Source organism: Pigmentiphaga sp. H8, assembly GCF_003854895.1.
Lineage (GTDB): Bacteria > Pseudomonadota > Gammaproteobacteria > Burkholderiales > Burkholderiaceae_B > Pigmentiphaga.
On record NZ_CP033966.1, the window covers coordinates 5,844,232 to 5,868,609 of the forward strand.

25 protein-coding genes are annotated in these 24,378 nt (G+C 67.1%); 13 read left to right on the plus strand and 12 right to left on the minus strand.

The window, feature by feature from the left end; genetic code table 11:
- Positions 1-77: 77 nt before the first annotated feature.
- From EGT29_RS27665 to EGT29_RS27680, 4 genes are all read left to right on the plus strand, one after another.
- Positions 78-1,022 (plus strand): alpha/beta hydrolase, encoded by a 945-nt coding sequence (locus EGT29_RS27665; RefSeq protein WP_161568010.1) that lies wholly within the window; start codon positions 78-80, stop codon positions 1,020-1,022.
- 68 nt (positions 1,023-1,090) lie between these two features.
- Positions 1,091-2,002 carry a LysR family transcriptional regulator gene (locus EGT29_RS27670; protein WP_161568011.1) on the plus strand — a complete coding sequence of 304 codons (912 nt, stop codon included), beginning with the start codon at positions 1,091-1,093 and terminating at the stop codon, positions 2,000-2,002.
- A gap of 233 nt (positions 2,003-2,235) precedes the next feature.
- On the plus strand, positions 2,236-3,216 hold the full coding sequence (locus EGT29_RS27675) for a tripartite tricarboxylate transporter substrate binding protein (protein ID WP_161568012.1): 981 nt from the start codon (positions 2,236-2,238) through the stop codon (positions 3,214-3,216).
- A 31-nt stretch (positions 3,217-3,247) separates the two neighbouring features.
- On the plus strand, positions 3,248-4,240 hold the full coding sequence (locus tag EGT29_RS27680) for an ABC transporter substrate-binding protein (RefSeq protein ID WP_124692019.1): 993 nt from the start codon (positions 3,248-3,250) through the stop codon (positions 4,238-4,240).
- A gap of 35 nt (positions 4,241-4,275) precedes the next feature.
- Here EGT29_RS27680 and EGT29_RS27685 read toward each other — a convergent pair whose 3' ends face one another.
- Genes EGT29_RS27685 through EGT29_RS27695 form a run of 3 tightly spaced genes read right to left on the minus strand, consistent with a single transcriptional unit; the run spans position 4,276 to position 7,377 of the window.
- A complete protein-coding gene (locus tag EGT29_RS27685; RefSeq protein ID WP_161568013.1) occupies positions 4,276-5,247 on the minus strand; it encodes a tripartite tricarboxylate transporter substrate binding protein in 972 nt (323 codons plus the stop codon).
- Between the two features lie 10 nt (positions 5,248-5,257).
- Entirely contained in the window at positions 5,258-6,244 is a 987-nt protein-coding gene (locus EGT29_RS27690) for an SMP-30/gluconolactonase/LRE family protein (RefSeq protein WP_124692021.1), read from the minus strand.
- 23 nt (positions 6,245-6,267) lie between these two features.
- A complete protein-coding gene (locus tag EGT29_RS27695) occupies positions 6,268-7,377 on the minus strand; it encodes a hypothetical protein (RefSeq protein WP_124692022.1) in 1,110 nt (369 codons plus the stop codon).
- A gap of 212 nt (positions 7,378-7,589) precedes the next feature.
- Here EGT29_RS27695 and EGT29_RS27700 point away from each other — a divergent pair, with 212 nt between their 5' ends.
- Positions 7,590-8,495 (plus strand): LysR family transcriptional regulator, encoded by a 906-nt coding sequence (locus tag EGT29_RS27700; RefSeq protein ID WP_124692023.1) that lies wholly within the window; start codon positions 7,590-7,592, stop codon positions 8,493-8,495.
- 15 nt (positions 8,496-8,510) lie between these two features.
- Here the strand turns inward: EGT29_RS27700 and EGT29_RS27705 are convergent, their stop codons facing one another.
- The gene (locus tag EGT29_RS27705) at positions 8,511-9,560 is read right to left on the minus strand and encodes an NADP(H)-dependent aldo-keto reductase (protein WP_124692024.1); all 1,050 of its coding nucleotides are present in this window, start codon (positions 9,558-9,560) and stop codon (positions 8,511-8,513) included.
- A gap of 130 nt (positions 9,561-9,690) precedes the next feature.
- On the opposite strand from EGT29_RS27705, the gene EGT29_RS27710 reads away from it, so the two are divergent.
- Both EGT29_RS27710 and EGT29_RS27715 read left to right on the plus strand, forming a co-directional pair.
- Complete coding sequence (locus tag EGT29_RS27710; protein ID WP_124692025.1) at positions 9,691-10,032, plus strand: YidH family protein; 342 nt, start codon at positions 9,691-9,693, stop codon at positions 10,030-10,032.
- Complete coding sequence (locus EGT29_RS27715; protein ID WP_124692026.1) at positions 10,029-10,337, plus strand: DUF202 domain-containing protein; 309 nt, start codon at positions 10,029-10,031, stop codon at positions 10,335-10,337. The genes EGT29_RS27710 and EGT29_RS27715 overlap by 4 nt, the downstream gene beginning before the upstream one ends.
- 1 nt (position 10,338) lies before the next feature.
- On the opposite strand, the gene EGT29_RS27720 is transcribed toward EGT29_RS27715, so the two are convergent.
- The gene (locus EGT29_RS27720; protein ID WP_124692027.1) at positions 10,339-10,983 is read right to left on the minus strand and encodes a cysteine hydrolase family protein; all 645 of its coding nucleotides are present in this window, start codon (positions 10,981-10,983) and stop codon (positions 10,339-10,341) included.
- Between the two features lie 103 nt (positions 10,984-11,086).
- Here EGT29_RS27720 and EGT29_RS27725 point away from each other — a divergent pair, with 103 nt between their 5' ends.
- Positions 11,087-11,581 (plus strand): MarR family winged helix-turn-helix transcriptional regulator, encoded by a 495-nt coding sequence (locus tag EGT29_RS27725; RefSeq protein WP_124692028.1) that lies wholly within the window; start codon positions 11,087-11,089, stop codon positions 11,579-11,581.
- A gap of 12 nt (positions 11,582-11,593) precedes the next feature.
- Here EGT29_RS27725 and EGT29_RS27730 read toward each other — a convergent pair whose 3' ends face one another.
- The 4 genes from EGT29_RS27730 to EGT29_RS27745 all read right to left on the minus strand — a co-directional run bounded on the left by EGT29_RS27730 (position 11,594) and on the right by EGT29_RS27745 (position 16,517).
- The gene (locus tag EGT29_RS27730; RefSeq protein ID WP_124692029.1) at positions 11,594-12,595 is read right to left on the minus strand and encodes a tripartite tricarboxylate transporter substrate binding protein; all 1,002 of its coding nucleotides are present in this window, start codon (positions 12,593-12,595) and stop codon (positions 11,594-11,596) included.
- Between the two features lie 22 nt (positions 12,596-12,617).
- Positions 12,618-13,877, minus strand: a complete 1,260-nt coding sequence (locus tag EGT29_RS27735) for a Rieske 2Fe-2S domain-containing protein (protein WP_161568014.1) — start codon at positions 13,875-13,877, stop codon at positions 12,618-12,620.
- A gap of 226 nt (positions 13,878-14,103) precedes the next feature.
- Complete coding sequence (locus tag EGT29_RS27740; protein ID WP_238160235.1) at positions 14,104-15,213, minus strand: zinc-binding dehydrogenase; 1,110 nt, start codon at positions 15,211-15,213, stop codon at positions 14,104-14,106.
- A gap of 5 nt (positions 15,214-15,218) precedes the next feature.
- A complete protein-coding gene (locus EGT29_RS27745) occupies positions 15,219-16,517 on the minus strand; it encodes a Rieske 2Fe-2S domain-containing protein (protein WP_124692032.1) in 1,299 nt (432 codons plus the stop codon).
- Positions 16,518-16,660: 143 nt separating this feature from the next.
- On the opposite strand from EGT29_RS27745, the gene EGT29_RS27750 reads away from it, so the two are divergent.
- The 3 genes from EGT29_RS27750 to EGT29_RS27760 all read left to right on the plus strand — a co-directional run bounded on the left by EGT29_RS27750 (position 16,661) and on the right by EGT29_RS27760 (position 19,651).
- Complete coding sequence (locus EGT29_RS27750) at positions 16,661-17,638, plus strand: tripartite tricarboxylate transporter substrate binding protein (RefSeq protein WP_124692033.1); 978 nt, start codon at positions 16,661-16,663, stop codon at positions 17,636-17,638.
- A 189-nt stretch (positions 17,639-17,827) separates the two neighbouring features.
- Positions 17,828-18,607, plus strand: coding sequence for an IclR family transcriptional regulator (locus EGT29_RS27755; protein ID WP_124692034.1), 780 nt, complete (start codon positions 17,828-17,830; stop codon positions 18,605-18,607).
- 18 nt (positions 18,608-18,625) lie between these two features.
- Positions 18,626-19,651, plus strand: coding sequence for a GTP-binding protein (locus tag EGT29_RS27760; RefSeq protein ID WP_124692035.1), 1,026 nt, complete (start codon positions 18,626-18,628; stop codon positions 19,649-19,651).
- 9 nt (positions 19,652-19,660) lie between these two features.
- Here EGT29_RS27760 and EGT29_RS27765 read toward each other — a convergent pair whose 3' ends face one another.
- The gene (locus tag EGT29_RS27765; protein ID WP_124692036.1) at positions 19,661-20,641 is read right to left on the minus strand and encodes a LysR family transcriptional regulator; all 981 of its coding nucleotides are present in this window, start codon (positions 20,639-20,641) and stop codon (positions 19,661-19,663) included.
- A gap of 120 nt (positions 20,642-20,761) precedes the next feature.
- Between EGT29_RS27765 and EGT29_RS27770 the strand changes: the two genes are divergently transcribed.
- Entirely contained in the window at positions 20,762-22,045 is a 1,284-nt protein-coding gene (locus EGT29_RS27770) for a Rieske 2Fe-2S domain-containing protein (protein ID WP_124692037.1), read from the plus strand.
- A gap of 10 nt (positions 22,046-22,055) precedes the next feature.
- Positions 22,056-22,532 (plus strand): aromatic-ring-hydroxylating dioxygenase subunit beta, encoded by a 477-nt coding sequence (locus EGT29_RS27775; RefSeq protein WP_124692038.1) that lies wholly within the window; start codon positions 22,056-22,058, stop codon positions 22,530-22,532.
- A 13-nt stretch (positions 22,533-22,545) separates the two neighbouring features.
- Here the strand turns inward: EGT29_RS27775 and EGT29_RS27780 are convergent, their stop codons facing one another.
- Positions 22,546-23,481 carry a ParB/RepB/Spo0J family partition protein gene (locus tag EGT29_RS27780; protein WP_124692039.1) on the minus strand — a complete coding sequence of 312 codons (936 nt, stop codon included), beginning with the start codon at positions 23,479-23,481 and terminating at the stop codon, positions 22,546-22,548.
- A gap of 23 nt (positions 23,482-23,504) precedes the next feature.
- Entirely contained in the window at positions 23,505-24,374 is an 870-nt protein-coding gene (locus EGT29_RS27785) for a ParA family protein (protein ID WP_238160236.1), read from the minus strand.
- Between the last annotated feature and the right edge of the window lie 4 nt (positions 24,375-24,378).

The following is a 24,378-nucleotide window of genomic DNA, read 5'->3' on the forward strand; positions in this document are numbered from 1 at the left end:
GCGGAAATATGACGCGGCCGAGCAGGGCCGGCCCTATCATAGCCACGCTGCCCACCCTCGTCACCGCCGCCTTGACCATGAAGCCCGACGACGCCCTGCTTGCCCGGCTGGACCCCGACATCGCGCCGCGCGTGCTGCGCCTGGTCGAGGCCGAGACCACGCCCTCGCACCTGCTGGAGCCGGCCCAGGTGCGCGCCGCCTTCCTGCGCGCGCGCCAGCCGCTGCGGCGCCCGCCGGTGCCGCTGGACATCGAGGACGTCGGCATCACCGTCGACGGCGCGCCGCTGGCGCTGCGCCTGTACCGCCCGCGCCGGCCCCGCCCCCCCGCGTTGCTCTACCTGCACGGCGGCGCCTTCACCAACGGCGACCTCGACAGCCATGACGCCACCTGCTGCCTGCTGGCGATGGAAGCCGGCGTGATGGTGGCCAGCGTGGACTATCGCGTGCTGCCCGGGCACCCCTTCCCGGCCGCGTTCAACGACACCGTAGGCGCGCTGCGGTGGCTGCACGAACAGGCCGAGGCGCTGGGCGCCGACCCCGCGCGCCTGGCCGTGGGCGGCGACAGCTCCGGCGCGAACCTGGCCCTGGCCGCCGCGCTGGAAACGCGCGGCCGGATCCCGCTGCGGGCGATGTGGCTGGCCTACCCCATCATCGGCATCGATTTCGAGACCCCCTCGTACCGCGAGAACGCCAACGCCCCGCTGCTGACCCGCGCCCGCTGCCGGCGGATCCTGCGCGACTACCTGGGGCGCGAACCCGGTCCGGGCGACAGCCGGGTGGCGCCGCTGCTGGCGCCGGACTTCACCGGCCTGCCGCCGGCGGTGGCCGTGGCCGCCGAACTGGACCCGCTGCGCAGCGACGCCGAGATCCTGGCCGACCGCCTGCGGGCGGCCGGCGCGGCGTGCGAACTGGTGCGCGCGGCGGGCATGCCCCATGGTTTCCTGCGCTGGGTAGCCGACAGCGCCGCGAGCCGGCGCATCGCCGTCCGCAGCGCCCAGGCGCTGGCCGCCCTGCTGGACTGACGCGGGCGGCCCCTTCAAGGGCGCCGGTACCGATAAAATCGGACATACCGCAGCCCGGGACCACCGCCTTGGAACTCCGCCAGATCCAGTACTTCATCTGCCTTTTCGAGGAAGGCACCGTCACGGGCGCGGCGCGCCGCGTGAACGTCGTGCAGCCCGCCCTGAGCGCGCAGATCGTCAAGCTGGAAGAAGAACTGGGCCAGAAACTGTTCATCCGCAGCGCGCGCGGGATGGAGCCCACCGAGGCGGGGCGGCGCATGTACCAGCTGTACCTGCCCATCCTGCGGGACCTCTCGCAGGCGCGCGAGCAGATGACCCTGCGCGGCGGCGAAGTCGGCGGCGAAGTGGTGGTCGGCATGATCTCGTCGCTGGCCGAAAGCGTGCTGAGCGAGGCACTGACCGATTTCGCGCGCGCCTATCCCAAGGTGAACGTCACCGTCACCAACGGGCCGCTGCTCGACTGGGTGGCGGCCGGCAAGATCGACGCGGCCATCGTGGACAAGCCGCGCCGGCCGTTCTCGCTCAGCGTCGAACCCATCATCGACGAGGAACTCTTGCTGGTCGGCCCGGACGACGACACGGTGCCGGCATCCCTGCCGCTGTCGGCGGCTGCCGCCCTGCCTCTGCTGTTCACCCCGCGCGAGCACAACCTGCGCGAGATCCTGGAAGACTACGCCCGCCAGGAGAACCTGGTGTTCAAGCCCGTGTTCGAGATCTATTCGATGACGGCGCTGCTGAACCTGGCCGAGGACGCCGGCTTCTACGCCATCCTGCCCCGCAGCGTGGTGCGCCGCCGTGCGCGCCGCTCGCCCCTGCGCGTGCGCACCATCGAGGCGCCGGCCATGACGCGGCAGATCATCTGCGTCACCCACCCGCGCCGCCCGCTGACCTCCGCTTCCGCGCTGTTCCTGGACGTGCTGCGCACGCACATACGCGGGCTGCCGGACGGCGCGCCACGGGCGGGCGATACCGATCGATGATGGCTGCGATCAGTATTAATCATGGCCCCGAACCGGTTCCCGCCCCCCTTCCCGACTTAGAATTTCCGCAACGCCGCAAGCCGCCCCGACGGGGCCGCTAGGCGCCTCCAAGACGCACCGGGCGTGGTGACCCACGCACCGGCGCGCACACTCCCCCATCCCGCAAAGCGATCGTGTCCGGCGTGGCATGGGGATCGGTACGAGTCATTGAAGAAGCACAGATGGAGACCTGCATGAAATTCCCGGCACGCGCCCTGTTCGCCGCCCTGTCCGTGGCCGTGGCCGCGGCCGCCGCCTCGCCCCTGGCGATGGCGGACAACTATCCCGCCAAGCCCGTGCGCGTGATCGTGCCCGTGACCGCCGGCGGCGGCGTGGACACGGCCGCGCGCCTGATCGCCACGCACCTGCGCGCCGAACTGGGCCAGACCTTCGTGGTCGAGAACAAACCCGGCGCCGGCGGCAACATCGGGCTGGACCAGCTGGCCAAGGCGCCGGCCGACGGCTACACGCTGGCCATCATCCCCAACACCATGACCATCAACCACACGTTGATGAACAAGCTGCCCTTCGACACCCTCAAGAGCTTCGCGCCGGTGGTGCAGATCGGCACCACGCCGGCGGTACTGGGCGCGCGCGCCAACCTCGCGCCCGGGTCGCTCAAGGATCTGGTGGCCTACGCCAAGAGCAATCCGGGCAAGCTGTCCTACGCCGGCTGCGACACGGGCTCGGCGCTGCACCTGGCGGGCGAGATGTTCAAGCAGCAGGCCGACGTGGACGTCACCCACGTGCCGTACAAAGGCTGCTCGGACTCGGTGCCCAACGTGCTGGGCGGCCAGGTCGACCTGATCTTCATCACGCTGACCAACATCGCCGGCTACCTCAAGGACGGCCGCATGCGCGTCTACGCCGTCGCGGCCGACCAGCGCACGCCTTATGCGCCCGACCTGCCCACCGGCGCCGAACAAGGCTTCCCCGGTTTCAACATCGACATCTGGTATGGCATGCTGGCCCCGGCGGGCACGCCGCGCGAGATCGTCGCCAGGCTGAACACGGCGGTGAACGCCATCCTGAAGAAGCCCGAAGTGCAATCGACGCTGGCCACCAGCTACCTGACGCCGGTGGGCGGCACGCCCGAACAGTTCGGGCAGAAGATCCGTTCCGACATCGACCGCTACGGCGCCGTCATCCGGAAGGCCAACATCCGCATCGAATGACCGTCCAACCTTCTCTCTATCGAGGCCGCTTATGTCCAAACTGAGACTTTCCCTGGGCTGCTGGGACTATGACCGCACCCGCGCGCTGATGGACGGTACCGTCGTTCCCGACGGCATCGACCTGAACTACCTGAACATGCCGGTCGAGGAAACCTTCTTCCGCATGCTGCGGCATCGCGAGTTCGACGTGGCCGAGATGTCGCTGTCGTCCTACACCGTGTCGCTGTTCAAGCCCGAGCGGCCCTTCATCGCGATCCCCATCTTCCCCTCGCGCTTCTTCCGCCACTCGTGCATCTACGTAAACGCGGACGCGGGCATCCGCGAACCCAAGGACCTGATCGGCAAGCGCATCGGCACGCCCGAGTACCAGATGACCGCGCCGGTGTGGATCCGCGGCATCCTGGACGAACACTACGGCGTGCCCGTGGACAGCGTGACCTACGTCACCGGCGGCGAGGAAGAGCCCGGCCGCCCCGAGAAGCTCAAGATCGACCTGCCGCCCAACATCAAAGTCGAGCAGATCGGCCCCACGCAGACCCTGTCGCAAATGCTGCTGGACGGCGAGATCGATGCCCTGCACACCGCGCGCATGCCGTCCACCTTCCTGACCGGCAAGGGCAAGGTCACGCGCCTGTTCCCCGATTTCGAGGCGGTCGAGCGCGAGTACTTCCGCAGCACGGGGATCTTCCCCATCATGCACACGCTGGTCATCCGCCGCGAGATCTACGAAGCCAACCGCTGGGTCGCGCAGTCGCTGTACAAGGCCTTCGTGCAGGCGCAGCAGGTGGCCTACCAGAACCTGCGCGAGACCGCCGCGCTCAAGATCATGCACCCCTGGCTGCTGGGCAACATGGAGGCGGTGGTCAAGGAAATGGGCGAGGACTTCTGGGCCTACGGCTTCGAGAACAACCGCAAGACGCTGGAGACCTTCCTGCGCTACCACCACCAGGGCGGACTGTCGAAGAAGCTGCTGACGCCGGAAGACCTGTTCGCGCCGGAGACGTTCGAGGCGTTCAAGATCTAGGCGCGAACCGTCCGGGCACTACCGGCCTCCTCGGCCTACTCGACGCTGATGTTGGCCTCGCGTATCAGTTGCTTGTAGTGCTCGGACTCCCGCCGGATATCGGCCGCCGCCCGCTCGGGCGAGTTGCCGATCGGCTCGATGCCTATCGCGCGGATCCGCTGCGCGACGTCGGGATTGCCGAGGATCTCCACGGCCGCCTTGTTCAGGCGATTCACGATGTCTCGCGGTGTCCCGGCCGGCGCCAGCAGCGCATGCGCGGAAGCGGTATTGAGCCCGGGATATCCCGATTCCGCGACGGTCGGCACGTCGGGCGCGGCGCTCGACCGCTTGGGCATGCCCACGGCGATGATCTTGATTTTGCCGGACGAGCGGTGCTGCAGAGCCGGACCGGGGTCCCACGTGAAATCGACCTGACCGGCGATGACATCCTGCAGCGCCTGCCCCGCTCCTTTATAGGGAATGTGACGGGCGGTGACGCCCGTTGCGCGGGCGAACTCGGCCTGAGCCATGTGCAGGGCGCTGCCGCTGCCGGCTGAACTGTAGGTAACGGTATTCGGATGCGCCTTCAGATAGGCCACGAACTCCGTCACGGTGTCGACCGGCAGGCCCGCGCGGACCACCAGCCAGAGGGGATTCAAGGCTACCTGGGTGATCGGCGTGAAGTCCTTCAGGGGATCGAAGGCCATGCTCCGATACAGGTGCGGATTGGTGGTCAGCATGCCGCCGGAAGTCTGCAGCAGCGTATAGCCGTCCGCGGGCGCCCGCGCCACGAATTCCCCCGCGATGTTGCCGTTCGCGCCGCCGCGGTTCTCGACGAAGACCGTCTGGCCCAGCTTCTTGGTCAGCTCGCCTGCCATGAGCCGCCCGAGTACGTCGACGGCACCGCCGGGCGGGGTCGTGACGACGATGCGCACGGGACGGTTGGGATAATCGGCGTCCGCCGCGACGGCGGGCGCCGAGATGCAGCACGCGAGCAAGACGGCCGCGGCACCGTAAACATGTTTCATCATCGTCTCCTTATCGGAATTTCTGGTTCCAGTGCGCCGGCGGTACGCCGGCCACGGGCGAACGAAACATGCCGAGGGTGTCGCCCCCCAGCGAGCCCAGGTACACGGTGCGCAGGTCGGGACCGCCGAAGGTCACGCTGGCGATGTTCTTCAGCACGCGCGTGGGCGTGTGCTGCACGTCTTCGCGCTCAATGGTGCCCGCCGCCAGCCGGCGCTCGATCCTGTCGACGTGCTGCGCATCCAGCTCCTCCAGCACCGTCTGCACGCTGCCGTCGGGCGCGATCCTGAGCAGCCGGTTGCTGACGATGCTCGCCGCCCACAGATGCCCTTCTGCATCGAAGGCGGCGCCGTCCGCGAAGGTCCCATGGCCGAAGCGGGCGAAGACCGTGCGGTCCGCCAGGTGGTCGCCCTTCAGGGCGAACCGGGTGACGCGCCTGCCGAAGGTCTCGACGACATAGATGTATCGCCCGCCGGCATCGATCCGGACTTCGTTGGCGAAGGCGAAGCCATCGGCGACGATCCGGGGTCCCTTCGCATCGATCAGGATCAGGTAGCCATCGTCCATCGTCGGGCCGCCAAGCGGCGCGAAGGCCTTCGAGATCGGCCACTGGCGCGTCGTGACCGTGACCCAGGTGCGGCCGCGATCGTCCAGCATCACGAAGTTGGTGGCTCCCAGGGGCAGGCCGTCCAGCTCGGCCAGCACCAGTTCGAGAGCGCCCTCGCCCGTCAATCGCCAGAGCCCGCCCGCCGGCCCCATGTTCGCGACCAGAAAGGAATTGTCGGGCATCCATGCAATGCCGTTGGGAATCCACGGCGCGCCATCCACCTCGGCATGGTTGCCGATCGCGCGCTGCGTGCCGTCCGGGGCGATGTGCATGATGCCGTGGCCCAGGTGCGCGACGAACATGTCGCCGTGGCGGTTGCACAGTACGCATTCCGGCCGGCGCAGGCCATGGCCGACGGGCTCGACATCTGAAAGGGAAAAGGAAAGCGGCACGTCTGGCTACCGGTATGGTGAAATCAGGCGCCGACTTCGTGGTTCAGTTCGTACGCGTCTTCCGATCCCGGGTGGCGCCGAAGGATGTCCTGGATCGCGGGCGACTCCAGCAGCAGGAATTCGCCCTGGCGCCAGAACTGACGATCGTCCAGCCAGATATCGGGATCCAGGACGGGCAGCGAGATTTCGCCCGGCATGGCGTGGCCGACGGCATGGAAGTGCATCAGGCGCGGGTTGTTGTGCGACATGAGCTGCCAGTGATTCAGGTCTTTTTCCGGATCGCAGCAGGGCCGGGCCTGGGGATTGATGCCCGCGTGCCAGGAGTTGATAAGCATGGGATCGACGCCGTTCCTGCGCCCCAGGCTGTGCAGCAGCGATTCGGCCTTGGCAACCTCCTCGGCATCGCCTTCCAGGCTCACGATGCGATCGGCGCGCACCTCGGCGGTGACCGGACTCCGAAGCAGCAGGCCGTCGCCGATGTCGTGATTCGCGGAGCTTGCCAGCCAGCGGATCACGAGCCGCCCGGAGGCCCCGTGCGAACGGATCGGGTTGTGCGTGCCTATCGGAAACGTGAGCACGGTAAACGGTTGCGTGGGCGCGGACGCGGGAGGCGGTGTGACGTGGCCTCGCAAATCCGTGCCGAGCGGACACGTCACACGCCAGTTCGTGGCCCCGCGCAGTTCGCGCGCGATGGCATCGCCGGCTTCCAGCCAGACGCCGTACGGCACCGTGGCCCAGCGCGAGGCAAGAACGTTCCTGTTGGTGGCGTAGTTGAGCACGTGGACGCCCGCGCCGATCGGCGGGCGCAGGCGCAGCATCGCGCCCATGTAATGGCTCAGGATGGTGACGTCGGCCTGGGCCATGGCCTCCACGATGTGGGGCGGGATGGCCTCGGGGCCTGCGAGCCGCTCGCCGCATCCCAGGCTGGTCACGGTCGCGCCGAGTGCGCGCGCCCCTTGCTCGATCGCGGCAACGACCTCGCGCTCGACGGCGGGGTTGCCTTCTTCGTGGATCAGCACGACGCGCTGCCCGTTCCTGATACCGGCGCAATCGACCAGCAGATTGCGCAGGCCCGCTTCGATCAGGGGCTTTCCACCCCCGGCGCTGACGTCTTTTCTGAGGTTGCTGTCCATGGCATGACGATGACGGCCCCGCGCCGGAGGATCCGGGGCGACGACAGTGCGCAAGATTACCCTCCGCTCGCCAGGCGCTCCATTAGCCTTGCCAACTAAGTGAACTTCCATCTCGTGAATATTGGCCCTCGCGGGTTGCCGCCCGCCGCTAAACTAGCCGGCATCTGCGCGCGACGGCAGCCATTCCGGCGATCGAGGAGGTGCATCCACAGATGGATATACGAGACATCGATCTCAACTTGCTGCGGCTGTTCGACGCCATCTATCGGTCCGGCAGCGTGAGCCGCGCGGCCGATGCGCTGAACCTGTCGCAGCCGGCGGCAAGCCAGGGACTGACTCGGCTGCGCGTAAGCCTGGGAGACCCCCTGTTCGTGCGGGCGCCCGGCGGCGTGCGGCCGACGCTGCGCGGCGCACGCCTGGCGCATGCCGTCCAGGGAGCCATCGCCATGATCGAAGCGGCCCTCAACGAGGGCGAGCAGTTCGAGCCGTCGACATCGCGGATGCGGCTTCGGCTTCACCTGAACGACATCGGCGAGGCACTCTTCCTGCCCAGGCTGATCGAGACGCTGAGAAAAGAAGCCCCCGGCGTCACGGTGGACAGCTGCGCGCTGCCGCATGACGCGATCTGCGCGTCGCTCGATGCGGGCATCGTCGATCTGGCGCTCGGCTTCATCCCGGACCTGGTGGGGACCCAGAGCCTGGAACTGGTGCGCGACAGGTATTCCGTCCTTCTGCGAGCGGGACACCCGGCCCTGCTCGGGCAAGGTGGCGGTGCCCTGACGCGGGAACAGCTGGGCCGCCTGGATTATGTCGCGATACGCGCCTACGGCGATACCGTCCGGGTCCTGCAGGAAATGGGCATCGACAAGAAGATCCGCATCACCTCGTCGAATTTCCTGGCCTTGCCGGCCATCGTGAAGACCACGGACCTGGCGGTGGTACTGCCGATAGGGCTTGCGAACTACTTTGCCGACTCGGGAGGCTACGCGGTAAGCGAGGCCCAGTTCGCCCACGGGGATTTTCCCGTCATGCTCCACTGGAGCAAGCGGTTCGAACTCGATCCCGCGCACCAGTGGATGCGTGACCTGGTCATCCGGCTGTTCAAGGGATCGAGATAGGGCGAGCCGGCTTGGCTACGGGCACGGATTCGGCTGCGCCCGGTGTATGGCCTCGATGCCCTCGATCACCGCCGCCGGCAGCACGACCTGCGCGCTGGCGATGTTCTCCTGCAACTGCGCCATCGAGGTCGCGCCGATCAGGTTGCTGGCCACGAAGGGCCGGCTGTTCACCCAGGCCAGCGCCATCTGCGCCGGCACGAGGCCATGGTCGCGCGCGAGTTCCACGTACCGGCGCGCGGCCGATTCGGCCTCGGGCCCGTCATAGCGGGTGAAGCGCGAGAACAGCGTCAGGCGCGCGCCCTCGGGCCGCGCCCCGCCCAGGTACTTGCCGGACAGCACGCCCATGCCCAGCGGCGAATAGGCCAGCAGGCTGACCTGTTCGAACTGCGTGAACTCGGACAGGCCGATTTCGTACACGCGGTTGAGCAGGCTGTAGGGGTTCTGGATGGATGCGATGCGCGGCAGGCCGTGCGTCTCGGACAGCTTCAGGAACTGCGCCACGCCCCAGGGCGTCTCGTTCGAGACGCCGATGTGCCGGACCTTGCCCTCGCGCACGAAGTCCTGCAGCACCGACAGCGTTTCCTCGATGGGCACGGTGTGGTCGTCCTTCACCCAGGGATAGGCGAGCTGGCCGAAGGTGGCCGTGGTGCGGTCGGGCCAGTGCAGCTGGTAGAGGTCGAGGTAGTCCGTCTGCAGGCGCTTGAGGCTGTCGTGCAGCGCGGCGGTCAGGTTCTTGCGGTCCAGGAAGGGCTTGCCGTCGCGGATGTGGCCGGGGCGCTTGGCGTCGCGCAGCGGGCCGGCGACCTTGCTGGTCAGCACGATGTCATGGCGGCGGCCGGTACGGGCCAGCCAGGTGCCGATGTAGGTTTCGGTGCGGCCCTGGGTCTCGGCCTTGGGCGGCACCGGATACATCTCGGCGGCATCCACCAGGTTCACGCCCTGCGCCAGCGCATGGTCCAGTTGCTCGTGGGCGTCGGCTTCGCTGTTCTGTTCGCCCCAGGTCATGGTTCCCAGCCCGATCACGCTGACTTCGAGATCGGTGCGTCCCAGTTTGCGGTATTCCACGTCTGTGCTCCGGTTGTGGGTTGTCCCGCCCAAGGTTACTGCATGGCCGCTGTCGCCTGCATGAAAGCCGCCCGCGGGAGCCTAAAATAGCGGGCACCCAAATAAATAAACCCCGCAGGAGAACCCTCGCATGCAAGAGGATGACGGCCGCGAACCCGACTATCGCTTCACGCTGGCCAACGAACGCACCTTCCTCGCCTGGATACGCACCGCGCTTGCCGTGCTGGCTGGCGCCATCCTGCTCCACCAGTTCGGCGGCGTGGTCCAGCCGCATTGGCCGCTGCTGGCGCTGAGCGTGGCGATGACCGTTGCCGGCCTGATCTTCTGCTGCGGCGCCTATTTCCAGTGGAAGGCCAACCAGCAGGCCATGCGGCATTCGCGGCCGCTGCCGCGCTCGGCGCTGATTCCGCTGGCCGCGGGCGTGACCCTGCTGGTTGCCGTGGTGGCCGGCCTGTTCGTGCTGTTCCGATGAGTTCGCAACTCGACCCAGGGCTGCAACCCCAGCGCACCGCGCTGTCCTGGGGCCGCACCGGCCTGTCGATGACCGCCGTGGCGCTGCTGGTGCTGCGCGCGGGCGTGCAGGAAAACCAGCCGGCGTTCCTCGTCGTGGGCGCGCTGGACATGCTGTGCGCCATCCTGTTCTTCGCGACCGCGTCGTGGCGCCGGTCGGCCCTGGCCCTGGACAAGATCCATGCCGCCTCGTCGGCGTGGATGGCGGGCATCACCGCGCTGGTGGCCATCACGAGCCTGGCCGGGACCTGGCTCGTGCTGAGCTAGTTCAGTCCCTGCCCTTGGCCACCAGCGACTTGAACTCGTCCACGTTCATCACGTGCGCGGTCGAGAACGCGAGGATGGTCAGCGTGGCCTTGTGCACCTCGGCCGCGCTCATCGCGCCCCAGCCCACGTCGGGATAGTCGAAGGTGCCGGTGGCGTCGGCCAGGAACGCCACCTTGTAGTTGTGGAACATCGCGTCGCGCGCCGTGGCGTGGCAGCAGTTCTCGGTGGTGGTGCCCGAGACCACGACGTTGCGTATGCCCCATTCGCGCAGGATGATGTCCAGGTCGGTGCCGTAGAAGCCGCTGTAGCGGTGCTTCTTGATGACGTGCTCGCCCTGGGCCGGCGCGAGTTCGGGGTAGATGTCGGCGCCGGTGGTTCCGTCCACCAGCGACGAGTGGTCGGCGATGGGCCCGTACAGGTCGCGGAACACCCCCATGTCGCAACCGTCGTCGCGATGCACGTGCGCGGTGTAGAGCACGCGTATCCCCTGCTCGCGGCAAAAGCGCAGGGTCTCGGCCAGCTTGCCGACCATGTCCTTGGCCTGCCGGGACTGGAGCTTGGCGCCGTCGGCGACGAAGTCGTTCTGCATGTCCACCACGACCATGGCGGTGTGGCGGGGATCGATGCGGTCGAAGCGGTAGGGCATGGCGGTCTCCTTGATCATCGACGAGCGCTGACAGACTGCATAATATAGCCACTTCCGCCGTGCGCCCGACTGCCATCCCATCGCCGCGGCGCCCCAATCGACCATGCCGAAGAAGACTCCGCCCGACCCGACCGTCCCGCTCGAGCACCGCATCGCCTATCAGGCGCTGATGATCGCGACGCGCATCTCGCAGTTCCTGTCACCCATGTGGGAAGAAAAATACGGCCTGACGACCATCACGTGGCGCGTGATGGCGGTGGTCGGACGCTACGGCCCGCTGTCGGCCAAGGAAGTGGCCGAACACACGAGCACGGACGCCTTTTTCGTCTCGCGGGCCATCGTGCAGCTGACCAGGCAGGGCTACATGACCAAGGGCGTCGACCCGCGCGATCGCCGGCGCTCCGTGCTGCGGTTGACCGCGGCGGGCGAGCGGGCGCGCCTCGACGTGGAGCAGGTGATGAGCGCCCTGGAGCACGACGTGCTGGGTGCCATGGGCCCGGGGGAAGAGCGCCACATCCGGGAGATCCTGGGCAGGCTGGCGGCCACGGCCTCGGACCGGCTGAAGTCTCCCCGGACCTGGAAAGACTTCGCCGACTGACCCCGCGGCGGCTCAGGAAACCGGCTGTATGCCGGCCTTGCGGATGATCGCGCCCCAGCGCGCGTATTCCTTGTCCATGTAGCCTTGCAGATCGTCCGGCGTCGAGCCGACGATGTCCAGTCCCATGCCCTGGAAGCGCGCGGCAATGCCGGGCTTTGCAAGGATATCCCTGACCGTGGCCGACAGCTTGTCGCGCACCGCCTTGGACGTGCCTGCCGGCGCCAGCAGCGCGAACCAGGGACCCGCCACGATCTCGGGATAGCCCTTTTCCGCGAAGGTCGGCACGTCGGGCAGCACCGCGCTGCGCCGGGCCGATGCCACCGCGACGGCGGCCAACTGGCCCGTCCGGACGCGCTCTCCCACGTTCACGGTGTCGGCGATCATCAGGTCGACGCGGCCCTGCATGACGTCGGTCAGTATGGGAGGAAAGCCGTTGTACGGCACGTGCGTCAGCGAAATGCCCAGCGCCTGGTCCAGCAGCGCGCCGGTGACGTGGCCCGTGGTGCCGACGCCCTGGGTGGCATAGGTCAGCGGCGCGCCGCCCGACCGGGCCCGCTGCAGGAAGGCGTCGAACGTCGGCAGTCCGGCCTTGGGCGAGGCCACCAGAACGTTGGGCGCATCGACCACCCGCGACACCGGCGCAAAAGCATGCTGCGCGTCGTAGGGCAGCTTGGACATGATGAACGGATTGATCACGAGCGGTCCCTGCGCCGTAAGCAGCAGCGTGTAGCCGTCCGCCGCGCTCTTGGCCACCAGGTCCGTGCCTATGGTGCCGCCGGCGCCGGCCTTGTTGTCCACCACGAACTGCTGGTGATAGCGGGCCGAAAGTTCGGCCGCCAGCGTACGGGCCACGACGTCGATCGACCCCCCCGCCAGGAAGGGCACGATCACCCGGACGGGGCGGGTGGGCCAAGAGGGCTCCTGCGCGCACGCTCCCAGCGGGAGCAGGCCAGCGGCGCCAAACGCGGCCGCCAGGGCAAGATGTCTGATGATGCTTGTCGTCGTAAGATGCATTTCGTCTCCTCCCGGGGGGCCTCTATGCCGGCGGCAACTGCGCCAGCGCCGCAGCTTCGTCGAAACTCCTGGCGCGGTTCAGCGTAATGGCGATGGCACGCATGCGGTATTGCGAAGCCGCGTCCGCTTCCGGCGGCAGCCGCCCTTCCTCGAGCGCCTGGGCGGCGTTGATCAGCCGGCGCCGGGTCTGGGCAATGGCGGTGTCGGACGTCCCGAGGTGCTCGATGCTGCGATCCACGATCTCGCCCTGGCTTTCCTGCACGGCGATGTCCTGCAGCTGGGCGCTGAGGATGCCGGTAAAGGATTCGGTGCGCTGTCTGTCGCGATCGATCAGGTAGTCGTTTTCCTTGTTGCCCACCGATTCATAAGTGCCCGGCACGCGACGCGAATAATCCAGGTCGCCAGCGTCGTACTCCTCGATTTCCTCGTGTTCGAGCGGCCGCTCCGGCTGGTAGCGGATCCGGTACCACCAGCAGTTCCGGTCGTCGATCGGGACGAAGAAATTGGCGCGGCACACGCTTCCCGGCGCGGTCGGGACCAGTACGCCAACCGGCATCAGCCACTGCGTGACACGCCAGTAGTAGGTGTCGTCGTCGCCGTCGCGGCGCGCCGAGATGGACATGCCGTAGGAGGTGTCGACACAGAAGAACCGCGGCGCGCCATCTGCGTCGGAGAAGCGCTGGAAGTCTCCTACGCCGAACACGTCCTTGGACATGAGGTTCATCTGGTGCAGGAAAGACAGATGAGAGGTGTCCAGGCTGCCTTCCAGCGCCTGCATGTAGTTGCAGCGCATCAGCCGCTTCGAGGCATAGACGTGGCTTGCCGGCAGCGACATGAGTTCGATGTCGGGCACGGCGGGCGCCTCGCCAGGGCCGAGATAGGCCCAGACCATGCCACCTGATTCGTGCACGGGATACGCCCGCGCGCGTACCTTGTCTTTCATCGGGCTGGACGAAGGCTCGCTGGGCATGTCGACGCAGGCGCCGTCCACCCCGAACTTCCAGCCGTGGTAGACGCAGCGCAATCCGCCCTCTTCATTGCGGCCGAAGAACAGGTCGACCGAGCGATGCGGGCAGCGCGCATCCAGCAGCCCGACCCGGCCCTGCGAGTCGCGGAACGCCACCAGCCTGCGGCCGAGCAGGCCGACCCGCACCGGCGGCCCCCCCGGCTCGGCGATTTCCTCCGACAGCAGCGCCGGCATCCAGAACCGGCCGATGAGATTCCCCATGGGCGCGCCGTTCTCCACCTGGGTAAGCATGCGATTCATTTCGAGGCTGAGCATCGATTCCCGTCTCCTTTTCCATGACCGCGTCCCGCCCTGGCAGATGGGCGCAGCCCTGCACTGGCCAAATACTAGCGATTCGCTAGTATTTGGCCAGTATGAGATTCGCATGGCCGGGTGTCAAGAAGGAGGAAACGGCAACAGCCATGGCCCTTCGCCGCGGTGTTGCCGCGTCGAAGGGCCATGGCTGCCTGGTGGGAAAGTTCCGGCCGCTAGCGGGCCGGATTCAGTTCCAGGGATCGATGGTCATGTGGATGGCCCCCTGCACGCCCTGGCCCGCCAGGCTGCGCAGCGCGAGGTCGGTATCCTCGAGCCCGAAGGCATGGGTGCTCATCTTCTTCACGCCATGACGGTCGCCCGCGATCAGTTGCAGGGCCAGCTCGACCGACTCGTAGCTGTGGCCGCGCATGCCCTTGACGGTCAGGAAGCGCGCGATGATGCGGTCGCTGTCGAACTCGGGAATGCGCCGCCGCTTCTGCCCGCCCAGGATGACCCGCCCGCGCTTGCGCGCGAGCTGGATCGCGGTGACGACCGAATCGGTGCCGCCCGCCGCGCAGTCGATGACGAGATCCGCCATCAGGCCGCCGGTCAGGTCGGCAACGGTTTCGAGCAGGTCCTGGGACTCGATGTCGATGGTGTGGTGCGCGCCGAGTTCGCGCGCCAGCGCCAGGCGCCGGGCATCCGTCTCGTTCGAAAGACCGGTGATGATGATGCGTTCGGCGCCCGCTTCGCGCGCGGCCACGACGCACGCCAGGCCCTGCTGGCCCGGCCCTTGTATTACCACGGTCTGGCCCGGCCCCGCGCCGCCCTGGAGGTAGGTCCATTCGATGCCGTTGGCCAGCGGCAGCGCCAGCGCCGCGTGGCGGGGCGAGACCCCGGCGGGTACGCGATGGAACACCGTGTTCAGATGCAGAAACTGATACTGGCTGAACCCGCCCCACAGTCCCGGTTCCACCGACAGGCCGGTGGCGCCGTAACGCAAGCCGCCCAGCCGCCAGTCGGTGGCGTCGCACAGCCGGAACTCGCCGCTGCGGCAGAACTCGCAGTGGCCGCAGGGCAGGTATTCCTCCAGTGCGACCAGATCGCCTTCCTTCACGCCCCATTTGGCGCGCGCCACCTCGCCCAGCTCGGCCACGTGGCCCACGGTCTCGTGGCCCAGCACGAGCGGGCCGCGGCTGGCCGGCAGTTGCTGGTAGTAGGGCCAATCGCTGCCGCACACGCCGGTGACGGCGACCTTGAGCAGGCCGCTGGTGGCCGAGGTGGCCGGCGCGGCCAGCTCGCGCAGTTCGGTCCTGCCGGCCTCGACCGCGACCGCGGCTCGTACGGTAAGCGCCATGGCCGTCATACCGATGCGTGCGGCCGGCCCGGCTGCGCCGTGAGCGCCTCGGCGGCGGCATCCTTGAAGTGCTGGTCGCGCGGCAGGATCACCGCGGCCGAGCGGACGTGGTGCGCCGACGGATGCGTTCCCGGAGGCGCCGCGCCTTCCTCGGCCAGCGCCTTGACGGCCTTCATCAGCGCGCGGCGCATCTTGACGATGCCGTTGTCGGTGGAGGTCAGGTGTTCCTTGGTGCGATCCTGGATCGGACCCATGCTTTCCTGCAGCGACGCGTCCTGCATGCCTATGCCCTCGACGCCGCTGTAGGTCCTGCCGGCCTTCTGCGCCTCGCGGTCCATCAGGTAATCGTTTTCCTTGTTCTGCAAGGGCCGGAACGTGCCCGGCACGTAACGCACGTGAATGCCCTTGCCGTCCTCCATCGCCTGGACCTCGCTTTCGGTCAGCGCGCGGCCCGCGTGGTAGTCGAAGCTCCACGCCCAGCAGTTCTCGTCGTCGATGGGTACCCAGAAGTGTCCGTGCACGGGATGGTCGCCGCGCGGCGGCACCATGGTGAAGCAAGGCATCAGCCAGGGCGTGATGCGCCAGTAGTAGGAATCGTCGTCGGCATTGCGGCGCACGCCCACCAGCAGCCCCGTGTCGGTGTCGACCACTTCGAATACCGGGCGCAGGTCCTTGAGGTTGTACTGGTTGCCGGCCGCGCCCTTGAACAGCGGATCGGACTTCAGGCTGTCGCGGTGCAGCCACGAGACGTGGCTGGAATCGATCCCGCCTTCGAGCGCCTGCAGCCAGTTGTTTTCCTGGATGCGCTTGGACACGAAGCGCTGCGCGTCGGGCACCATCGCGAACTCGTACTCGGGCAGCGGCGGCTGGTGCTCGGGCGGACCCATGTAGGTCCACAGGATGCCGCCGCGCTCGACCAGCGGATACGAGGTGAGCTTGATGCGGCTGCGAAAGCCGCTGTCTTCCGCCTCGGACGGCACGTCCAGGCACTGGCCGTCGGCGGCGTACTTCCAGCCGTGATAGGGGCAGCGGATACCGCCGCCCTGGCCCTTCTCGTCGTAGCGGCCGAACCACAGCGACACGCCGCGATGCGCACAGAATTCGTCGATCAGGCCAAGGTTGTCTTCTTCGTCGCGTATCGCCAACAGCCGCTCGGACAGCAGCTTCACGCGCACCGGCTCGCAGCCGGGACCGGGCAGCTCGCGGCTCAGCATCACCGGCTGCCAGTAGCGGCGGAACAGCTCGCCCAAGGGCGTTCCCGGCCCCGTCTGGGTAAGCAGGTCATTCTGTTCTTTCTTCAACATCCTTGGTCCCCTCGCTTGAAATTCGTTCCGTATACAGGAACACTGTTCCTTGATAGGAAACAAAGTTATCATTCGCTCGATCCCGATGTCAATGCGGTCCATGCCGCGGCGGGAGATCAGAACCTCAGAAAGGAGACACGCCGATGACGATTCATCGCCATTTCCTCGCGCGCCTGCTGTGCGCGAGCCTTGCAGCCGGCGCGCTCGCGGCGCCGGCCTGTGCGCAGGATCCGTGGCCCAACCGCCCGGTGAAGATCGTGGTGCCCTATGCGCCCGGCGGCAGCGCCGACACCCTCGGCCGGCTGATCGCGCGCCATCTTGCCGAGACGTTCAAGCAGAGCTTCGTGGTGGACAACCGCGGCGGCGCGGGCGGCGTCATCGGTTCGCAGATGGTGGCGCGCGCCGAGCCCGACGGCTATACCCTGGTGGTCTCGGGCATCGGCTCGCACGTGGTCGCCCCGCTGACCAACGCGACCAGCTTCGACCCGATCAAGGACTTCACCCACATCGCCCTGCTGGGCGGACCGCCCACCGTGCTGGCGGTCAACGTCGCGCAGCCCATCAAGGACGTGCCCGGCTTCATCAAGCAGGTCAAGTCCATGCCCGAGGGCCTGAGCTGGGCCTCGCCCGGACAGGGCACGCACGGCGCCCTGATCGGCGAAGCCTTCCGCCAGATCACCAAGCTGAACCTGGTGCACATCAGCTACAAGGGCGCGGGTCCCGCCGTGGCGGACGTGGCGGCCAACCAGGTACCCGCCGCCTTCATCACGCTCAGCACCGCCGCCGGCAACATCAAGGCCGGCAAGCTGCGCCCGCTGGCCGTGACCTCGGCGCAGCGCGTGACCGACTTCCCCGACATCCCGACCTTCAAGGAACTGGGCTATCCGCAGCTGACCGGTACCACCTGGTTCTCGCTGTCGGGTCCCGCCGGCATGTCGCCCGAACTGGTCACCAAGCTCAACCTCGCGGTGCGCAAGGCCCTGCAATCGCCGGAAGGGCAGGCCGAGCTGCGGGCCCAGAACATGGAGACCTTCGACTGGGACGCGCCCACGTTCAACGATTTCGTGAAGAAGGAAATCGTGCACTGGAAACAATATATAGCGCCCCCCCCTACGCGCTGACGCGCGCAAGGAAAGCCCACCCCCTACGCCCTCCGGGCGCCCCCTCAAGGGGGCGAAACCGGCGGACTGGCAAAGCCAGATCCGCGGTTTCCTGGGCCCGGTGGGACTTTCCTGGTTTGTCGCTTCCATGCTTCGCTGGCTGCCAGCACTTGTTATAAAGGTGGGTTGACACAAACATTGTCCATCATCATGCAAGACACTCAGGACGGAGGCGACGGGCGGCTGTCTTCGGTCGCTTCGGCCATTCGTGTGCTCAAGGCGTTTTCCGAGACGGAAGTCGAGATCGGGATCAGTACGCTTGCCAAGCGGCTGGGGCTGGCCAAGAGCACGGTGCACCGGCTGGCCAGCACGCTGACGGCCGAGGGGCTGCTGGAGCAGAACCCGGAGAACGGCCGCTACCGGCTGGGGCTGGGGCTGTTCGCGCTGGGCGCGCTGGTGCGGCGGCGCATGGATATTTCGACGCAGGCCCTGCCCTATCTGCACGAGCTGCGCGAGATCACCGGCGAGACCGTGCACCTGGCCACGCTGGAGCAGAGCAACATCATCTATCTGTTCAACCTCGAAAGCCACCAGGCCATACGCATGCGTTCGTACGTCGGCGCGCGCAAGCCCGCCTTTTGCACCAGCGAGGGCCGCGCGCTGCTGGCCTTCCAGAGCGCGGACGTGCTGGCGCGCGTGCTCAAGGACGGCCTCTCGCCGCGCACGCCGAACACGCCGACCGATCCGGCCGTGTTGCGCAACACGCTGGAACAGGTGCGGCGCGAGGGCCATGCGCAGGACGACGAGGAAAGCGAGGTCGGCATGCGGGGCCTGGCGGCGCCGGTGCGCGACCATACCGGACAGGTCATCGCCGCGATCGGTGTCGCCGGTCCCATCCAGCGGCTGACCAAGAAGGCGCTGCGCGGTTTCGTTGCGCCCGTGCTCCAGGCCGCCGACGGCGTATCGGCGCGGCTGGGCTACCAGCCCTGAACGGACTCGCGATCATTCATGGCCACCTCGTCCCCCATCCCCGTCTATCTGCTGACCGGCTTCCTGGGCAGCGGCAAGACGACGCTGCTGTCGGCGTGGCTGGAACAGCCGGGACTGCGGGGCGCGGCGGTGATCGTCAATGAACTGGGCGAGGTCGGCCTGGATGGCGCCCTGCTGGGCGTGACCGAACAGGCTTCGCTGGTATCGGGATCGTGCGTCTGCTGCACCGGGCTGCCGGGCCTGGAGCAGGCCCTGGAAGACCTGTTCTGGGCGCGGCTGCAACGTCGCATGCCGGCGTTTCCCGCCGTGGCGATCGAGACCACGGGCATGGCCGACCCCGCGCCCATTCTCCAGGCCTTTCACGAACATCCGCTGCTGCGCGAACGCTACCGCCTGCAGGCCGTCGTCACGGTGGCGGGCGCGCCGGCCGGCGCGGCATTGCTCGATCGCCATCCGGAAGCGCGGGCGCAGGTACGCGCGGCGCAGGCGCTGATCATGACCAAGACACGGGAAGCCGACGAAGCGTCGACCCGCGCCCTGGCCGCGAGGCTGGCGGCGCTCAAGCCCGGCGTGCCGGTGCTGCGTTCCAACCAGGCCGACCTGGCGTGGGAGGCGGTTTCGCGCGCCCTCGCGCCATGCGGCCCGTCGTCGCCCCCGGTCGCGGAACCCGGGCATGTGGACCATGCCGCGAGCCCGCCGGCACCGCATGTCCACGATCATGCCCACCCTCACGATCATGGCCGGCACGCGCATCATCATGCGGAGCAGGCGCATTTCCTTCCCCTGCCCGATCCCCTGGCGCGCGACGCGCTGCTGATCCGCCTGCATGCGCTGGCCGATGCGCTGGGACAGGACCTGCTGCGGCTCAAGGGCGTCGTCGCCCTGGCGGACGGCCGGCGTTGCCTGGTGCAGTTCGCTCCCGACGAAAGGCGCTTCGACGTGCGGCCGCTGTCGGCGGCTGATATCCCGCAACAGCGAACCGGCCTGACCATCATCGCGACGCATGCCGATCCGCACCGGATGGCCGCGCTGCTCGTGGCCTGAACGCCACGTTCAGGCCACGTGTCCACGCCGGCGCGAAACGCCGGTGCGCGCTTGCGGTGGCCGCTGCGCCATGGTCAACGCGGCTTCCCAGCGCTTCTCGTATTCGTTCTGGTGAAAGTCTTCCGTGATGAAGTCGAGGAAGACCCGCGTTTTCGCCGGCACCAGCTTGCGGCGCCGATAGGCCAGGCTGATCGATAGCCGGGGCAGTTCCCAATCCAGCAGCACGGGAACCAGCCGTCCGGCCATCAGGTCGTCATGGACGACATACATGGGCTGGCTGAGAATGCCCAGTCCCTCCAGGGCGGCGCTGCGTACGATCTGTCCGTCGTTGGCATCCAGCAGCGGCGCCATCGGAATGGTGACGACTTCCTTCCCGCGCTGGAAGGTGAGTTCGTTCGGATTGTGGTAGCTGTAGCCCAGGTACTTGTGTCCCGCCAATGCCTGCGGCACGGCGGGCAATCCATGACGGTCGATGTAGGCCGGCGATGCCGCGAGGATTCTTCGCGTCGTCGCCAGCCGCCGTATCACCAGTGTCGAATCGGGCTCGTACTCGCGGGTCCGGATCGCCACGTCGATGTCATCGTCGGTGATGTCGTAGTACCGATTCGCGGCGATCAGCTCGATCTTGACGCTGGGATATTTCTCGGTGAAGCGTGGCAGCAATCGGGTGACGTGCTGCAGCATCAACGACAGGGACGCGGTCACGCGCAAGCTGCCCGACGGCGAGCTGGAAGTCAGGGCCGCTTCCTCTTCCGCCTCGGTCATCTCCTCCAGCGCGGCCTTGCATCGGGCATAGAAATTCTGGCCCACCTCCGTCACGAACAGGCGCCGCGTGCTTCGCTCCACGAGCCGCGCGCCCAGGCGCTTTTCCAATGCCGCCAGGTGCCGGCTTGCCGATGGCGTGGAGAAGTTCAACGCTTCGGCCGCCTTGCTGAGGCTTCCCGTTTCGACGACCCGCACGAAGAATTCATATTCAGCCCAACGGTCCATCGTGCATTTCTCCATTTGCTGAAAAACTCGTTTTCAGGCTCGGCCATTTTTCCGCGGCGGCTGCTTCGCTACGATTCTCCCATACCGCTGGCGTCTCCAATCGAAAAGGAACCCTCGACAATGAACACGCAGGCGCATGGCGCTCAACCTGTCTGGCCCGCGGCGGATTTCTCCCGCGTTCCCTACGAGGTGTTCACGGACCCGCGCATATACCGCCTGGAGATGGAACGGCTGTTTCGCGGTCCCGTCTGGAACTACCTTGCAATGGAATGCGAGATTCCGCAGTGGGGAGACTACGTCACCAACTGGGTCGGCGACACCCAGGTCATCGTCAGCCGCTCCAGGGACGGGTCCATCCACGCCGTCGAGAACTCCTGTGCTCACCGGGGCGCCCGGCTTGCCGACAAGGTGCGCGGCAACGCCAGGCGCCACGTCTGCCCTTACCATCTGTGGACCTACAGCCTGTCAGGCGATCTTGCCAGCGTGCCTTTCGAGAAAGGCCACAAGGGAAAAGGCGGCATGCCGCCCTGCTTCGACAAGAAGGACCATGGCCTGCGCAAGCTTCGCATCGCGACCCATGGCGGCCTTGTCTTCGGCACGTATAGCGATGACACCGAGCCCCTTCCCGCCTACCTGGGCCCGCACAGCCTGACGCAGATAGACCGCCTGCTGATGCAGCGAACGCCCAAGGTCATCGGCTATCTGCGCCAGAAGATCGCGGGCAACTGGAAGCTTTATAACGAGAACGTCCGCGATCCTTATCACGCGTCGCTGCTGCATTTGTTCCAGGTGTCCTTCGGCATCCAGACACCCGCGATGAAAGGCGGCATCAAGCTGGACAAGGACGGCAAGAACACCTGGAATCATTCGATCCTGAGCGACGACGATGCGCAGGGGCTGCGTGATCTGGATCGGGACTACGCCGGCAGCGGCAAGCTGATGCCGGATCTTCAGATGCACGATCCAGCCATGCTGGAGGTGCCGCTCGATCTGCAGGACGGCTACAAGACCACCCTGTTGTCGATGTTCCCGTCGCTGGTCGTCGCCCAGGTGGACAACACCTACGCCATCCGCCATCTGCGTCCGAAGGGCCCGGATGCGGTCGAACTCCACATCACCTACCTCGGCTTCGAGGGCGATACGGACGAGGACCTGCACAATCGACTGCTGCAGGTCAACCTGATCGGGCCCGCGGGATACATCTCGATGGAAGACGGCGAAGCCCTTCGGCTGGTCCAGCTAGGACTGAAGACGCGGCACGGCGAACATTCCGTGCTGGAGATGGGAGGCACGGGAGAACTGCACGACACGGATTACCTGTCCCAGGAAATCTCGATCCGCGGGTTCTGGACGCACTATCACCAGTTGATGGGCTTCGAGCCGGCTGCTACTGAAAAGGTCTAAAGGCAATCCCATGGTTCCTTCACTTCAAGCCCGGGTCGAACGCTTCAACTACGACTATGCGGACGCGCTCGATCAGCGGCGCTATGCGGAATGGCCGGACTTTTTCACGGCCGACGCCTGCGACTACCGCGTCGTGTCGCGCGAAAACCATGACGCCGGACTGCCCGCCCCGCTGATGGGCTGCTACAGCCATGGGATGGTCAAGGACCGCGTGACCATGCTGATCAAGGGCACGCTTACGTATCGGGACGTGAACTTCCGCCACTACATCACCAACGTGCGCGCCGACGAAACCGACGCGGGCGCCATTTCCGCCAGCGCGAACTTCCTGGTGATGCAGTCGGATCTGGAGGGAAACGCGTCGGTCTATATGGTCGGCCGATACGAGGACCAGATGGCGATCGCCGGTGATCGCCTCAGGCTCAGGCGGCGCCTGGTCATCGTCGATTCCTTCAGCATCGACAACATGCTGGCCGTGCCGCTCTGATTCCTCGATCCGTTCAGCTGTTTTCCAGCACGTCCGCCAGGCCCTGCTTTTCCAGCAGCGACGACAGGTGTTCCCAGCCGTGGAAGTCGATGATGATCTGGCCGCGTTCCTTCGCGCCGATCTTGAAGGCCACCTGCGTGCCCAGCCGATCGGACAGCGCTTCTTCCAGCCGCAGCACGTCGCGCGACTTGGCCGCGGGTTTGCGGCTGGACTTCTGCGCCGCCTCTTGCAGCGTCTGCGCGACGAGCTTCTCGGCCTCGCGCACCGACAGCCGCTTGGCCACGATCTGCGTGGCAAGCTGGATCTGCGTGGCGGCATCCACCGCCAGCAGCGCGCGGGCGTGGCCCATGTCGAGGTCGCCTGCCAGCAGCATGGTCTGCACCGGCGCGGCCAGGTTCAACAGGCGCAGCAGGTTGCTCGTGGCCGAACGCGAGCGGCCGATGGCCTGGGCGGCCTGCTCGTGCGTCATGCCGAATTCGCCGATCAATCGCTGCACGCCCTGCGCTTCTTCCAGCGGGTTCAGGTCCTCGCGCTGGATGTTCTCGATCAGCGCCATGACCGCGGCGTTCTCGTCGCTGACCTCGCGCACCAGCACCGGCACCTCGGCCAGGCCGGCCAGCTGCGCGGCGCGGAAGCGGCGTTCGCCCGCGATGATCTCGTAGCGCCCGCCTTCGATCGCGCGGACCAGGATGGGCTGCATCACGCCCTGGGTGCGTATCGATTCGGCCAGTTCGCCCAGCGCGCCCTCGTCCATGCGCGAGCGCGGCTGGTAGCGGCCGGCCTGCATGCTGGACACCGGCAGCGTATTGGGCGGACCTTCCTTCGCTTCGGGCTGGGCCGTGGACTTGGTGCCCAGCGTGCTGACCGCCGGCATGTCGGCGCCCAGCAGCGCGTCCAGTCCGCGTCCGAGTCCTTTGGGTTTCTTCACACCCTTAGATCCTGCTTTCATTTCCATGATGTGCTTCCCCAAAGCTATAGCGTCTTCATACGCTCTATCATTTCCGCCCCGAAGGCCACGTAGGCCTGCGCCCCCTTGGACGCGGGGTCGAACACCACGCCCGGCAGGCCATAGCTGGGCGCCTCGGCCAGCCTGACGTTGCGCGGGATGATGCTGTTGAATACCTTGTCGCCGAAATGGCTCTCGAGCTGTGCCGAGACCTGCTGCTGCAAGGTCACGCGCGGATCGAACATCACGCGCAGGAGGCCGATCACGCGCAGGTCGGGATTCAGGTTGGCGTGGACCCGTTTGATGGTGTTGACGAGATCCGACAGCCCTTCCAGCGCGAAGTACTCGCACTGCATGGGAATGATCACGCCATGCGCGGCGGCCAGGCCGTTGAGCGTCAGCAGCGACAAGGTGGGCGGGCAGTCGATCAGCACGAAGTCATAGCGGTCGGCCACGGCGGCGATGGCATGCTTGAGCTGCCGCTCGCGCTCTTCGAGCTCCACCAGGTCGATCTCGGCGCCCGCCAGTTCGCGGTTGGAGGGCAGGACGTCATAGCCGCTCTCGGATGCCTTCGCGGCCTCGGCGATGCTGGCTTCGCCGATCAGGACCTCGTAGAGCGTGGCCTGCAGCTCGCGCTTGTCGATGCCGCTGCCCATGGTGGCGTTGCCCTGCGGATCGAGATCGACCAGCAGCACGCGCTGCTTCTGGGCCACGAGGGCCGCCGCCAGATTGACCGCGGTGGTGGTCTTGCCGACACCGCCCTTCTGGTTCGCGATGCAGAAGATGCGGGCGGTGCGCTTGGCGGCCAGCGGCTCGGCGCCGCTGATCGCCTCCAGCTCGCCGGCTTCTTCTCCGGACGGTGCCGCCTCGTTGACCATGCTGGAATTGGAAGACATCGAA